The 14,919-nt window shown below is 66.1% G+C and carries 2 protein-coding genes; both read left to right on the top strand.

Annotated features, from left to right (window positions below; translation table 11 throughout):
• The first annotated feature begins 157 nt into the window (after window positions 1–157).
• The gene (locus tag B0G82_RS24810) at window positions 158–9,847 is read left to right on the top strand and encodes a non-ribosomal peptide synthetase (protein ID WP_121310827.1); all 9,690 of its coding nucleotides are present in this window, start codon (window positions 158–160) and stop codon (window positions 9,845–9,847) included.
• A 34-nt stretch (window positions 9,848–9,881) separates the two neighbouring features.
• Complete coding sequence (locus tag B0G82_RS24805) at window positions 9,882–14,906, top strand: non-ribosomal peptide synthetase (protein WP_121309368.1); 5,025 nt, start codon at window positions 9,882–9,884, stop codon at window positions 14,904–14,906.
• Window positions 14,907–14,919 lie beyond the last annotated feature (13 nt).

Here is a 14,919-nt window from a genome sequence, read left to right as displayed (position 1 = left end):
TACCGCGCGCGCTCATCTGCCACATCAAAAAGATGCAGTCCAAATAAAAACAGCGCAGGCGGTAAAGATTTGCGATTGCGGATCGTCACACCAATGAAGCGGCCCATTGCGGCCTGCGACTTGGCCTTTACGGTCAGTTCTAACGGATTTCATGCCCATGACGAGCTTCCCGATTGCGTTGCACCACCAGATCCGCGCGCTGGCGCGCATCGATCCCGATGCGCGCGCGCTGGCGTCCTTTACGCCGCACACCGTGCGGCTGACGCGCGGCGAACTGGATAGCCGCGCGGCGCGCCTTGCCGCGCAACTGCGCGCGGCGGGTGTGACGACCGAAGTGCGCGTGGGTGTTTGCGTCGCGCGGTCGTGCGATCTGTTCGTCGCGTTGCTCGCTGTATTGAAGGCGGGCGGCGTATTCGTCGCGCTCGATCCGCGTCATCCGGCGGCACGCCTCGATTGGGTCGCGCGGGACGCGGGGCTCACGCACGGTATCGTCGACGGTTCCGCCGATGCGGCGATGCGCGCGCGCTTCGCGCAATGCTTCGACGTCGCAAGCGCTGCTGCGACAGATGCGGCAGCACCGCGTTTCGACGGCGATGAAGAAGAAGCGCCGGTGCATCCGCGCGCGGCGGCCTACATGATCTATACATCGGGTTCGACGGGTACGCCGAAAGCTGTGGCTGTCGAACACGGACCGCTCGCCGCGCACGGCGAAGCGCTGGCCGACTCGTTGCCGATCGGTGCAAATGACCGCGTGCTGCATTTCGCATCGGTCAATTTCGACGTGTCAATCGAAGCATGGTTAGTACCGCTAGCCGTCGGCGGCAGCGTGGTGATCAGCGATCCGCCGCCGTTCGCGCCGGAAACCACGCATGCGTTCATGCTGCGCGAAGGCATCACCAATACGACGCTGCCGCCCGCTTATGTGCGCGAGTTCGCGAACGTTTGCGAACGCCTCGGCGTACCGCCTTCGCTGCGCACGCTGCTGTTCGGCGGAGAGGCAATGTCGCAAGACAGTTTCGACGAGATACGTCGCGTGTTCCCAGCGGTGCGTCTGGTCAACGGCTACGGGCCGACCGAAGCGGTGATTTCACCGATGCTCTGGCCCGTCGATCCCGGCATGACACCGGCACTCGAAGATGGCAATGGCTTTGCGTCGCTGCCGATCGGTTGGCCGATCGGGCGACGCGTGGCGCGCATCGACGGCGCGGCGCAACGGGGTGAAAGCGGTGAGTTGTTGCTGGGCGGCGTGTGTCTCGCGCGTGGCTACCACGGTCGCGCGGCACTCACCGCTGAACGTTTTCTGCCGGACCCGAGTGGCGAACCGGGCGCGCGGATCTACCGCACCGGCGACCTCGCGCGTGAACGCGCGGACGGCTCGTTCGACTATCTCGGCCGCATCGACGATCAGGTTCAGGTGCGCGGCGTGCGCGTCGAACCGGGCGAGATTGCGGCTTGTCTGCTGACGCATCCGGCAGTGGCCGATGCGGGTGTGCTCGCCGAGACGGCTGGCGGCCGAACGCAACTGATCGCCTGCGTCATGCTGCAAGACGAACTCGACGATGCCGCGCTGCAAGCGCATCTCGCCGCGCATCTGCCGCAGGCGTGGATGCCGCATCGTTGGGTGCGCTTCGAGCGCCTGCCGTACACATTGAACGGCAAGCTCGATCGCGCGGCATTGCGCGACTTCATTGCCACGATGCCGGCGGTTGTCGATGTGAATCATGTGGCGCCTCGAACCGCCACGGAAGCGCGCCTCGCCGCGCTTTGGCAAACCTTGCTGAGCGACCCGGCGCCGGTCGGCTGCGGCGACCGCTTCTTCGCACGTGGCGGCGATTCGCTCGCGGCGATGCAGTTGCAGGCGGCGATCCGTATCCAATGGCGCGTGAATCTGCGGCTCGACGCGTTGTTCGACGATCAACCGCTCGAAGCGCTGGCGTGTTTGATAGACCACAGCGAGACCGAAACGTCGGTGGGTTCGCATGCCATCGCCGTGGTGCAGACCAGCGCCGCGCCGTTCGTCGACCGTGCCGCCTCGTTCGCGCAGCAGCGGTTCTGGGTGCTCGCGCAAACGGAGGACGCCGGCGCGGCATATCACGTCGCCGTGCAATGGGACGTGCAGGGCGCGCTGGAGATCGGCACGCTGCAGCGCTCGCTCGATTGTCTGATCGCGCGTCATGAGGCGTGGCGAACCACGCTGGTCGAGTCCGACGACGGTATCGTCATGCAGCGCATTCATGCACGCTTGCCGGTGCCGGTCGCGCAAATCGATTTGCGCGTTTGCGGCGAGGCCGAACGCACGTCGCGATTGGTGGCGTTGACCGAACAGCAAGTCGGCACGACTTTCGATCTGTCTGAAGGTCCACTCGTGCGGGCCGCGCTCGTCACGCTCACCGACAACACGCAGCGGTTCCTGCTGACCACGCATCATTCGATCAGCGACGGATGGAGTTCACGCTGCGCTTTCGACGAACTGCGATCCGCCTACGCGGCGTTCGCAACGGGAAGCGAGCCGCAATTGCCCGCGTTGCCTGTCCAATATGCCGACTACGCGCAATGGCAACGCGACTGGCTTGCAGCCGGCGAAGGCGAACGGCAACTAGCATACTGGCGCGACGCATTGTGCGATGCACCCGAAGCGCTAGCCTTGCCGCTCGACCGCCCACGCTCGCCGGAACACGACTATCGCGGCGGCCGTGTCGCGCTGCGTTTGCCCGTCGCGCTTTCCGAGGCCGTGCGCGAAACGGCGCGACGCGCGCAGGCATCGCCGTTCACTGTGCTGCTCGCCGCCTTCGACGCCTGGCTTTACCGGTTGACCGGCACGACCGACATAGTCGTGGCCGCGCCGATCGCGCATCGGCAACGCGCGGAGACCGCGCCGTTGGTCGGTCTTTTCCTCAACACGCTTGCACTGCGCGCGCGTGTCGCGCCGGATCGATCATTCGCCGCGCTGCTCGACAGCGTGCGCCGTTCCGCATTCGACGCATTCGCGCATCAGGATGTGCCGTTCGATCAGGTGCTCGACGCCGCCAAGCCGCCGGTGCGGCGCGGCGACGCGTGGCTCACGGTGAAGTTCGCGCAGCAGTTCGATCTGGAACTGTCGGCTGAATTGCCGGGCGCTTCCGTGCGCATGTCGCCGGGTCTGGATCTCGCTGCCCGCTTCGACTACGCACTCGATTTCACCGACGATCCGCGCGGCATCGAACTGGTCGTCGCCTATGCGCTCGACGGTATCGAGGAAGCGACCGCCCGCGCGTGGCTGCACAGCTATGCCGCGCTCGTCGCCGATGCCGTGCGTGATCCGCGGCGCGCGATTGCCGAACTGGATTGCGCCGATGGCGCCGACTATCGCGCCGCGCGGCGTGGCCGTGAATTCCAGCCGGCCGCTGACAACGTGATTGCGTTGTTCGTGCGGCATGCACGTGAAACGCCGGATCGCGTCGCGCTCGCGGATGCCGAGACGCAACTCACGTACGCCGAAGTCGATGCTGCGTCTGACCGTATCGCATCTGCTTTGCGGCAACGTGGGGTCGGCGTGGAGCAGCCGGTGGCCGTCTGTATCGAGCGGTCGGTGCGCTTTGCGGTTGCGCTGATCGGTGTGATGAAGTCCGGTGCTTACGTCGTGCCGCTCGATCCTGCCGCGCCGCATGAGCGTCTGGCTGCTTCCGTCGAGGCATGCGGCGCGCAATGGATTCTCACAGCGGCTAAAACGCAAGCTGAGATGCCAGTGGGCGCAGCGAACGCGCTCGACTTCGATACGCTCACACAAGCTTCTTCGTCAGCAAGTGCGGACGACACGATCGCGCACACGTCACCGCTAGCGAACCAGGCCGCCTACCTGATTTTCACCTCCGGCTCGACCGGCACGCCGAAAGGTGTCGTCATCTCGCATGGCGCACTGGCCGACTACGTCGAAGGCATGCTCGATGAACTCGCATTCGCCGCCGACGCATCCATGGCAATGGTCTCCACCGTCGCCGCCGACCTCGGCCACACGACGCTATTCGGCGCGCTTTGTTCGGGCCGCACGCTGCATCTATTGCCCGCGCAATGCGCATTCGATCCCGATCGATTCGCCCACGAAATGCGCACGCGCCATGTCGGCATTCTGAAGATCGTGCCGAGCCACCTGCATGCGCTGCTCGACGCGCAGCATCCGGCCGACGTGCTGCCCGCGCATGCACTGGTGACGGGCGGCGAAACGCTGCCGTGGTCGCTGGTCGAGCGGATCGCGGCACTGAAGCCGGCCTGCCGCGTAATCAATCACTATGGACCGACCGAAGCGACGGTAGGCGCGTTGACGTGCGACACATCCGCGCCCGCGCAAGCCGCGTTGCGTGCGCTGGGCGCGCGCAACGCACAAGCGGTGCCGCTCGGTCTGCCGCTGCCGAACGCTTACGCTTGCGTGTTCGACGGTCAGAGCGCGAGCGTACCGCCTGGCGCGATCGGCGAGTTGTATCTCGGCGGACCGGGTTTGGCGCGCGGTTATCTGAATCGCGCCGCGGCGACCGCTGAGCGTTTCGTGCCGAATCCGTTCGCGCCGGGCGAGCGTCTTTATCGAACGGGTGATCGCGTGAGGTTGCGCGCCGATCGCCGGCTGGATTTTCTGGGCCGCCTCGACGATCAGGTCAAGATTCGCGGCTACCGCGTCGAGCCTGGCGAAGTCAGTGCGGCACTACGCGCGCTCGACGGCATCGCTCAAGCTGAAACGCTTGCCGTGGAGCATGAGGGGCGTTTGCGTCTGGCATCATTCGTCGCCTTGACGAGTGGTGCCCGTTTCGACGAAGCCGCATTGCGCGCGGCGTTGAGCGCGCGCTTGCCGGACTACATGGTGCCGGCCGTGTTGCAGCATGTCGCCGCGCTGCCGGTGACCGCGAACGGCAAGGTGGATCGTGCGGCGTTGCGGGCCCTGGCGGCTGCGGCGGCGCCTTCGGCGGCCGCGGGCGATGCGCCGCAAAACGCAACGGAAGAAGCGCTCGCCGCAGTGTGGAAGGATGTACTCAAAGCCGAACGCGTGGGCCGTGACGACAACTTCTTCGAGTTGGGCGGCGATTCAATTCTTGTGTTGCAGGTGATCGCCCGTTCGCGCAAGCGCGGTGTGCGCTTCACACCGAAACAACTGTTCGATGCGCCAACGTTAGCGCAAGTCGCACGTGTCGCAACGACAGTCGATATCACCGCGCAGGCTGCGCCGGGTGTGTCGAAGTCACAGGCTGCACCCGCCAAAGGCGAGCTCTCCGCTACGCTCACGCCCGCGCAACTGCGTTTCTTCGCGCTGGATATTCCGCGGCGTGGTCACTGGAATCAATCCATCGAACTCGACACGCAAGCACCGTTCGACTTCGACGCTTTCGCGCGCGCGTTCGAAACGCTGCTGACGCATCATGAAATTTTCCGTCAGCGTTTCACACCTGTGGGCACGCAAGGCGAATGGCGTCTCGAACTCGCCGAGCGCGCATTCGAAACACTGCCGCTTGCCGCGAGTTCCGCATGCGACGAAGCCGACGCGCTAGCCCAATTCGACGCCTTGCAGAGCACGCTCGATCTGACGCATGGTCCGCTCGTCTGCGCGCTGGCCGCGCTGCTGCCAGACGGCACGACTAAGCTCTATCTTGCGATCCACCACATCATTGTGGACGGCGTGACGTGGCGTGTGTTGCTCGACGACCTGGATGCCGCCTATCGCGCCGCTTGCGAGCGTCGCAGTGTGCGTCTCGCGTCGACGGGAACAGGGGCGCAGGAATGGGCGACGCGGCTCGCACGTGCAGCGCTCGACATGACTCACTCGCCGTTTGCCGCCGAACTGCCGTATTGGACCGTGCTCGCCGCGCCCTACGACGATCTGCCGCTCGACCGTCCGCAAGCGAGGGCGACCAACGCCGACGCACAATCCGTGATCCAGACCATCAACGCCGATCTGACGCGCGCCGCATTGACGGAAGCGAATGCCGCATATCGCACGCAGATGATCGAGTTGCTGATCGCGGCCTTGGCGCAGTCGCTCGACATGCCCGTGTGCCGTATCGAACTCGAAGGCCACGGCCGCGAGGCTTTGTTCGACGATGTCGATGTGAGCCGCAGTCCTGGCTGGCTCACGAGTCACTATCCGGTGCAGTTCACGCTTGAAAGCACGCCGGCGGCCACGCTCGGCGCGATCAAGGACACGCTGCGCGCGGTGCCGAACAAAGGTCTCGGTTTCGGCGTGCTGCGCCACTACGGCGGCCCGGCCACGCGCGCGACGCTTGCCGCCGTGCCGCGTCCGCATGTGACCTTCAACTATCTCGGCCAGTTCGACGCGCCGCGCGAAGCGGCGCTCGTGCCGCGTTTCGGCGGCGCGGGCTGCGAACGCGATCCGGCGGGACCGATCGGCAACGCGTTGGCGATTCACGCCTATATCGACGGCGACGCCACGCGCACGCTCAAAATCCATTGGGTCTACGGAGCGACGCAATTCGAGCGCGCTACCGTGGAGGCCATCGCGCAGCGCTTTGAAAGCGCGCTCGCGGCATTGACGGCGGCATGCGCGGCGCGTCTCGCGCAACGCGGCGGTGGCGCGACGCCCGGCGACTATCCGCTCGCACGCGCGGGCGGCTTGACGCAGGCCGCGTTGGAACGCGTGCCGCTCGACTTGCGCAGCGTCGACGATATCTATCCGCTTTCGCCGATGCAGCACGGCATTCTGTTCCACTCGCTGTTCGCGCCCGAGCAATCCACCTATGTGAACCAACTGGTCGCGACCTTGATCGAGCCGGACGTGGTGCGTCTGCGCACTGCATTCGAAGCCGCCGTGCTGCGCCACGACATTCTGCGCACCAGCTTCACGCCGGACGAAGCGACGCCGATGCAGATCGTGCATCGGCAGGCGCGTATGCCGGTGGAGATTCTCGATTGGCGCGAGCGCGGTGCGCACGCGGACGATGCATTCGAAAGCTGGCTCAGCGCCGATCGCGCGCGCGGTTTCGATCTGACGTCGCCGCCGCTGATGCGCGTCGCGCTGATCCGCATGACGGACGACGCCTGGCGTCTCGTCTGGACACGTCACCATTTGCTGCTCGACGGCTGGAGCACGGCGCGTTTCTTCGCCGACGTGCTGCGCGACTATATCGAACCGCCGCGTCCGCAACCGTTCGCGGCGCCCGCGAAAACGCGCTATCGCGACTTCATCGCGTGGCTGGCCGCACGCGACGCCGACAGCGAGCGCGCATTCTGGCTGCAACGTCTCGCATTGCTCGACGAACCGACGCGGGTTGCCGGGCGCGAGTCCGCGAGCGGCGGCGAACCGCAGCATCTCACGCGGCGGGAAACGATCGACGCTGCGACTGCGGCGCGCCTCACCGACACCGCGCGCCGTCTGAAGGTCACCGTCAACACGATGGTGCAAGGCGCGTGGGCACTCGCGCTGCAACGGATGACGCATCACACGGCCGTCGCGTTCGGCGCGACCGTCGCCGGTCGTCCAGATGCGTTGCCGGACGTCGATACCGTGCTGGGGCTTTTCATCAACACGCTGCCGGTGATTACCGCACCGTTGCCGCAACGCCGGGCATCGGCGTGGCTGCACGATTTGCAGCGCGACAACGCCGCGGCCGCGGAGCATGCGCATACGCCGCTCTATGAAATCCAGCAATGGGCGGGACAGGGTGGCGGCGCGCTGTTCGACACACTGGTCGTGTTCGAAAACTATCCCGTGGATGAAGCATGGCAAGGACGCGACGAGCGCGCGCTCAAACTGCGTGAATTGCGCAATATCGAAGCAACCGACTTCGCGCTCACGCTGGTGATCGAAGCGGGCGCGACGCTCACGATCGACTACGGTTACGACGCCGCGCAACTCGACGAAACGCGTGTCGCCGCGTTGCATCGCGCATTTGCCGCGTGCCTCGCGGGCTTGATCGCCAATCCGGATGCACCGCTCGGCACGATTTCGATTTCCACCGCCGACGATCTGGCCGTGCTGGCGCGTTTCAACTCGACCGCGCAAGTGTGGCCGGACACACAGCAGCAGGCGCTGCATCGCCAGTTCGAACAGAAGGCATTGGCGTTACCCGACGCGATGGCGCTTGAATATGTCGACGCGCAAGGGCGCACGCAGCAGATGACCTACGGCGAACTCGATGCGAGCGCCGATCGCGTCGCCGCCTCGCTCGTCGAAGCCGGCGTGCGTGCGGACACGGCGGTGGCGCTGTGCGTCGAGCGTTCGTTCGAGATGGTCGTGGCGCTGATCGGCGTGCTCAAAGCGGGCGCCGCTTATCTACCAGTCGATCCCGACTATCCGGCGGACCGCATCGCCTATCTGCTCGACGACGCGAAACCCGCTGTCGTGCTGACGCAGCCGCATCTGTTGGACTGTGTCATGGCAGCGGTTGGCGACAACGGCGTGAAGATCCTCACCGTCGACGCACTGCGCGGCGCCGACTTCACGCTCAGCGCTCCCGTGTCAGTCGCGCCCGATCAACTTGCCTACCTGATCTACACGTCCGGTTCCACAGGCAAGCCCAAGGGCGCGGGCAATACGCATCGCGCTTTGGCGAACCGCATTGCGTGGATGCAGGACGCGTATCGCCTCGACGCAAACGACGTCGTGTTGCACAAGACGCCGTTCGGTTTCGACGTGTCGGTATGGGAGTTCGTGTGGCCGCTTGCCATCGGCGCGAAGCTCGCCATCGCGGCGCCCGGCGACCATCGCGATCCGGCGCGCCTCGTCGCGGCGATCGAAACACATCGCGTTACGACGCTGCATTTCGTGCCGTCGATGCTCGCGGCCTTCGTCGCTCATCTGGAAGACTTTCACGCGGCGGCGTGCTGCGCGAGCATCGAGCGAATCGTCGCCAGCGGCGAAGCGCTCGCGCCGGAACTGGTGTCGCGCGTCGCCAAACAATTGCCGCACGCGCGGCTCTATAACCTCTATGGCCCGACGGAAGCCGCCATCGACGTTTCGCATTGGACGTGCGAGGCGCGCGATGCGGACGCGGCGTGCGTGCCGATCGGCCACCCGATTGCCAACCTGCAATTGCACGTGCTGGACGCGGCGTTGCAACCGCTGCCGCAAGGCGCGATCGGCGAACTGCACCTGGGCGGCGTGGGACTGGCGCGCGGCTACCTCGGCCGCGCTGCGTTGACGGCGGAGCGCTTCGTGCCCGATCCGTTCTCGCACGGCGCGCGGCTCTATCGAACCGGCGACCTGGCGCGTCGCCGCGCGGATGGCGCGCTCGACTATCTCGGCCGCATGGATACGCAGGTGAAATTGCGCGGCCAGCGGATCGAGCCCGGCGAAATCGAAGCGCTGTTGCGGGCGGCGCCGGGTGTGCACGACGCGGTGGTGATCATGCGTGACGAGCAACTGATCGGCTACGTGGCGTGCGGCGCGGACAACGCACTCGATACGCAGGCGCTGCTCGACGATTTGCGCGCGCAACTGCCGTCGTACATGGTGCCTTCGTATCTGATCGCGATGGATGCGCTGCCGGTCACGCCGAACGGCAAGTGCGACCGTCACGCATTGCCGGCTCCTGTGCGTGGGGTCGCCTCAGAAAGCGCCGTCTGCGTGGCCGCCACGGAGACGGAACGTGAACTCGCCGAGATCTGGAAGCGCGTGCTGCGCGTTGACACGATCGGCCGCGACGATGACTTCTTCGCGCTGGGCGGCCACTCGCTGCTCGCGACGCAAGCCAACGCGCAGGCGAATCTGCACTGGACGTTGATCCTGCCGCTACGCACCCTGTTCGACGAGCGCACGTTGCAGCGCTGCGCCGCCGCGATCGACCGCGCGCTCGCCGAGCGCGACGCGCACGGCACAGGCGATACCGCGAGCGCGATCGATGCGCTCCTCGACGAATTCGAACTGCAATGAGCCAACCCGTCGGCCCGTACCGAGACCATTTAGCATGACCACTGCCAAACCGGATCTGCTGTCCCTCGCGTCACGCTTCGCGCTGTTGCCGGATGCGCAGCGCAAGGCCTTTCTCACGAAGCTCGACGCTGCCGGCATCGACTTTCGCGTGCTGCCGATTCCGCCGCGCGCCGAGCGCACCGCAAGCGTGCCGGCTTCGTTCGCGCAAACGCGTCTGTGGCTGCATGCGCGGATGATCGACGAACCGGCCGCGTATCACATCACCGAACGGCTGCGACTCGACGGCGCGCTCGACGCCAACGCGCTGCGTCTTTCGTGCGACGCGTTGATCGCGCGCCACGAAGCGCTGCGTACGACTTTCGCCGAAAGCGGCGACGGCGTGTTGCAGACAGTGCACGCGCCCTCGCGCTGCCCATGGCACGCGAGCGATGTGAGCGCGTGGCCCGCGGATCAGCGCGAGGCGCGTGCCGCCGACATCGCACGGACCGATGAAGCGAAGTCCTTCGATCTATCGCTCGGCCCGCTGATGCGCGCGCATCTGATCCGTCTCGATGCGAATACGCATTGGCTCGCGTTGACGACACATCACATCGTCTCCGACGGCTGGTCTTCGGATGTGATACTGGCGGAGCTGGCATCGTTCTATCGCTCGTATGCGAAGAGCGAGGCGGTGTCGCTCGCGCCGTTGCCGATCCAGTACGCCGACTTCGCGTTGTGGCAGCGCCGCTGGCTCGACGCGGGCGAACGCGACCGCCAGTTGTCGTTCTGGCGCGAGCGGCTGGATGCGAACCGTGACGTGCTGATGTTGCCGGGCGCCGCGCCGCGTCCGGCGCAGCGCAGCGCGCGTGGCGCGCGGCATCGCTTCGTCCTCGATGTCGCGCTCGTGCAGCAAGTGAAGACGCTGGCCAATGCGCAGCGCGCGACGCCGTTCGCCGTACTGCTGGCGGCATTGGGTGCGTTGCTCGCGCGCTCGTCGGGCGAAACGCAGATTCAGATCGGCGTGCCCGCGGCCAATCGCGAGCGCGGCGAAGTGGCCGGTCTCGTCGGCTTCTTCGTGAACACGCTTACGCTTGCCACGCCGGTTCCCGCGACGCAGCCGTTCGCCGCGTTGGTCGGTGCAACACAGCAAACCCTGATCGACGCCCAATCGCATCAGGACGTGCCGTTCGAACAGGTGGTCGAAGCGCTCGGCGTGGTGCGCAGTGCGAGTCATCATCCGCTGTTTCAGGTGATGGCCGCATATGGCGCGCCGCGCCGTTTGCCGTCGCTCGCGGAAGTGCGCATGACGGAGTTGCCTTCCGGTGCGCCGTTCGCCAAGTTCGATTTGACGCTGAGTTTCGAGGAACGGAACGACGGTTCGATCGATGCGTACTTCATCTACGCGCTCGATCTGTTCGACGCCGATGCCATAGAGCGCCTCGCCGCGCGATTCATCGAGTTGCTGTCGAACGCGACGGCGGCATCGGCCACTGCGATTGGCGACTTGCAATGGCTACCGGAAGCGGAGCGCGTGCAACTCGACGCATGGAATAGCACCGCCATCCCTTCTGAAACAGCATTCAGACCGGTGCATCAGCGCGTGGCCGACCACGCCAGAGCGCGGCCGGATGCACGTGGCGTCGCGGATACGAACCGCTCGCTTACACGCGGCGAAGTGGATGCGCGAGCCGCGCGTTTGGCGCAACGCCTCGTCGCGGCAGGCGTGAGTGCGGAGATGCGGGTCGGCGTTGCGCTGAGCCGCTCGGTGGATCTGCTAGTCGGTCTGATCGCGGCGCTGAAGTCGGGCGGAGCGTTCGTTCCGCTCGACCCGAGCCATCCGCGTGAGCGTCTTGCACAGATTCTCGACGATGCGCAGATCACGCACGTCATCACGGAACGCGGGAGTCTCGCTGCGTTGCCGGCGTCGGACCGTTTGCGATTGTGGCTGATCGATGAGGAACCGCATGCTGACGAGCCCTCGGCAGCGGACGTCGAGTTGCCGCGCGTGTCGCCGCATCAGGCGGCGTATGTGATTTATACGTCCGGCTCGACAGGCAAGCCGAAGGGCGTGGTGGTAGATCACGGTTCGTTCGCTCTGCATTGCGCGGCGATCGCGGAGCGCTACGGCGCGGGCGAACGTGACGTGTTCCTGCTGTTCCAGTCGGTCAATTTTGACGGTGCGCATGAAGGCTGGTTCTCGCAATACATGTCCGGCGCGGCCGTGGCGATTACGGCGGACACTTTGTGGCCGCCCGCGCAAACCTGCCGGATGATGGTGCGCGAAGGCGTGACCATGACCTACGTGCCGCCCGGTTGCGCAACCCAACTCGCCGAATGGGCGCTCGCGCACGGTGCGCCGCCCAGCTTGCGTTCGCTAACGGTGGGCGGTGAAGCCACCTCGCGCGAGGCGTTCTCGCTGATGCGCCGGGCGTTTCCGAATGCGCGCATCGTCAACGGATACGGGCCGACCGAAACCGTCATCACGCCGATGCTGTGGATGTTCTACCCAACCGACCACACCGCGAAGCTCGCGGACAGCGCCTATTTGCCGATCGGCACGCTGGTCGGCGCGCGCTCCGCGCACGTGCTCGATGGACGCTTGAATCCGCTGCCGGTCGGCGTGATCGGCGAGTTGTATCTGGGCGGCGAGGGCGTGGGTGTCGCGCGCGGCTATCTCGATCGGCCGGCGCTCACGGCCGAGCGCTTCGTGCCGGATCCGTTCGGTCCACCGGGCGCACGGCTCTATCGTACGGGCGACCTCGTCAAGCGGCGCGCGGACGGCGTGTTCGACTTTATCGGCCGCGTCGATCATCAAGTGAAACTGCGCGGCTTGCGGATCGAACTCGGTGAGATCGAAGCGCAACTCGCCGCGCACGACGATGTGCGTGAAGCCGTGGCGATCGTGCATGGCAAGGGCGCGCAAGCCGCGCTGGTGGCGTATGTGGAATTGAGCGCCGAGGCGCGTGAGCGCAGCACGCGCGCGGATGCGGCGGAGCTCGACGCGCATCTGCGTCACACGTTGCCGGATTACATGGTGCCTGCGCATATCGTCGTGCTCGACGCGTTGCCGCGCAATGCCAACAGCAAGGTGGACCGCGCGGCATTGCCGGAGCCGCAGCGGGTCGCGCGGGTCTATCAGGCGCCTGCGGCGGGACTCGAAAGCGCGCTTGCGCAGATTTTCCGCGAAGTGCTGGGCGTGGAGCGCGTCGGCCGCGCCGATCATTTCTTCGAACTCGGCGGGCATTCGCTGGCCGCGGTCCGTGTGGCGACGCGCGTGGCCGAGCGGCTCGCGCGTGATGTGCCGGTGCGTACGCTCTTCGAAGCACCGACGCTTGCGCAATACGCGCAACGGGTGCTGGCTTCGGCACGCAGCGAAGCGCTGGCCGATGCGGGCAATGACGCTTCGAGTGGCGCTTCGAATTCACCACCGATAGCGGACGCGAAAGGCATTCTGCCGCTTTCTTCCGCGCAATTGAGCTTGTGGTTCCTGTGGCGCTCGCAACCGGAGAGCGCGGCGTACAACATTCCTGTTGCGCTGCGTTTGCGTGGCGCGCTCGATGTCGATGCGTTGCGCGAAGCGTTTGCTCAAGCGGCCGCGCGACATCCGGCGTTGCGTGTGCGGCTGGTTGAACGCGATGGGCAGTTGCCGGCTCAGCGCGTTGCCGAGCCCGCGCCGTTCGATCTGCGCGTTGTCGATCTATCTGTCGATCGGTCGCTCGCGGCCAGCGAGAGCGCCGCTGCTGAGTTGACCGACGAAGACGCGCTCACGCCATTTCATCTGCTCGACAATGCGCCGCTCTGGCGTGCGCGCCTATTGCGTCTCGCGGAGCGCGATCATGTGTTGTCGCTGGTGGTGCATCACATCGTGTCGGACGGTCAGTCGATCGATCTATGGCTCGACGACGTGCGCGCCACGTATGTCGCGATCGTGCGCGGCGCGTCGCCGAGAGCTTCGGTGTTGGGAACGGCTGAGAATCGAGAGCTGGTCTTGCCGGTCGCCGCGCCGCGAGCGCGCTTGTCGTTCTGGCGCGATGCATTGGCCGACGCGCCGTCGCACGTGCTGCCGTCGCCGTCGTCGGGCCGTGCTGTGTCGCCCACCTGGAGTTGCGGCCGTCTCGCGTTCGAATTCAGCCCCGCGCTCGTGCGCCGCGCCCGCTCGATGGCGCTCGAAGTCCACGCCACCTTGCCCATGCTGCTGCATGCAGCGCTGAACGTGGCCTTCTATCGCGCGACGGGCGCCACCGATCAACCGGTCGGCGTTCTCGCCTCCATGCGCGAACTGACCGGCGAGGCCGCGCGCCGCGCGCTCGGACTCTTCATCAATGCGGTTGTCGTACGCACGCGGCTCGCGAAAACCGACACACCCACGACGCTGCTCGCCGAAGTCCGCGACGCCGCGCTCGCCGCTTATGCGCACGCTGACACGCCGTTCGCCGACGTGGTCGCGGCGTTGCGCGCTCCTCGTACTGAAGCGGCCAATCCTTTGTTCTCAGTGATGTTCAACTACCTGCGCCCGGCGGGAACAGCTGAACGCGACTGGGCCGGTCTTACGCTCGACGATTTCAACGACGTGCGGCACCGCGTGGTGTTCGAACTCGAACTGGATGTGGTCGAGCACGCCGACGGGCGCGTGACTGGCGCCTTCTCGTACGCGAACGAGCTGGTGGACGGCCGCTTCGTCGAGATACTGACCGCCGACTATCTGGACGTGGTGCAGCAGTTCGTCGATGCGCCGCATGAGCAACTGGGCGCTTCAGCCGCGCGCTTTGCACTGGAGTCCGCCAGCGTTGCGGCCGGTACGCAGGCGCGCGCGACCTCTTACGACGAAGCATCGCAACGTGCGCAGGCGCTCGAACGCGTCTGGCGCGATCTCTTCGAAGGCAACACGCCCGCGCATCACGACGACCTGTTCGAAGCGGGCGCGAGTTCGTTCGTTGTGGTTCGCTTCGTCGATGCCGCGCGGGCCGCCGGCCATGCGTTGGAAATCGCCGATGTGTTCGCCGCGCCGACCTTTGCCCAGCTTGGGGCGCGGCTCGTTGCGCAGGGATCGAGCGTCGTCGAGTTACGGGACGATGCATGAGGCCGGCAAGAAA

Origin of the sequence: Paraburkholderia sp. BL17N1 (assembly GCF_003634175.1) — a bacterium.
Lineage (GTDB): Bacteria > Pseudomonadota > Gammaproteobacteria > Burkholderiales > Burkholderiaceae > Paraburkholderia.
This window is presented reverse-complemented; position numbering and strand designations above follow the sequence as displayed.

Bases quoted from the DNA above. Each gene is read 5' to 3' on its own strand.
- B0G82_RS24810 (WP_121310827.1), top strand. From the start codon at position 158: ATGACGAGCTTCCCGATTGCGTTGCACCACCAGATCCGCGCGCTGGCG.
- B0G82_RS24805 (WP_121309368.1), top strand. From the start codon at position 9,882: ATGACCACTGCCAAACCGGATCTGCTGTCCCTCGCGTCACGCTTCGCG.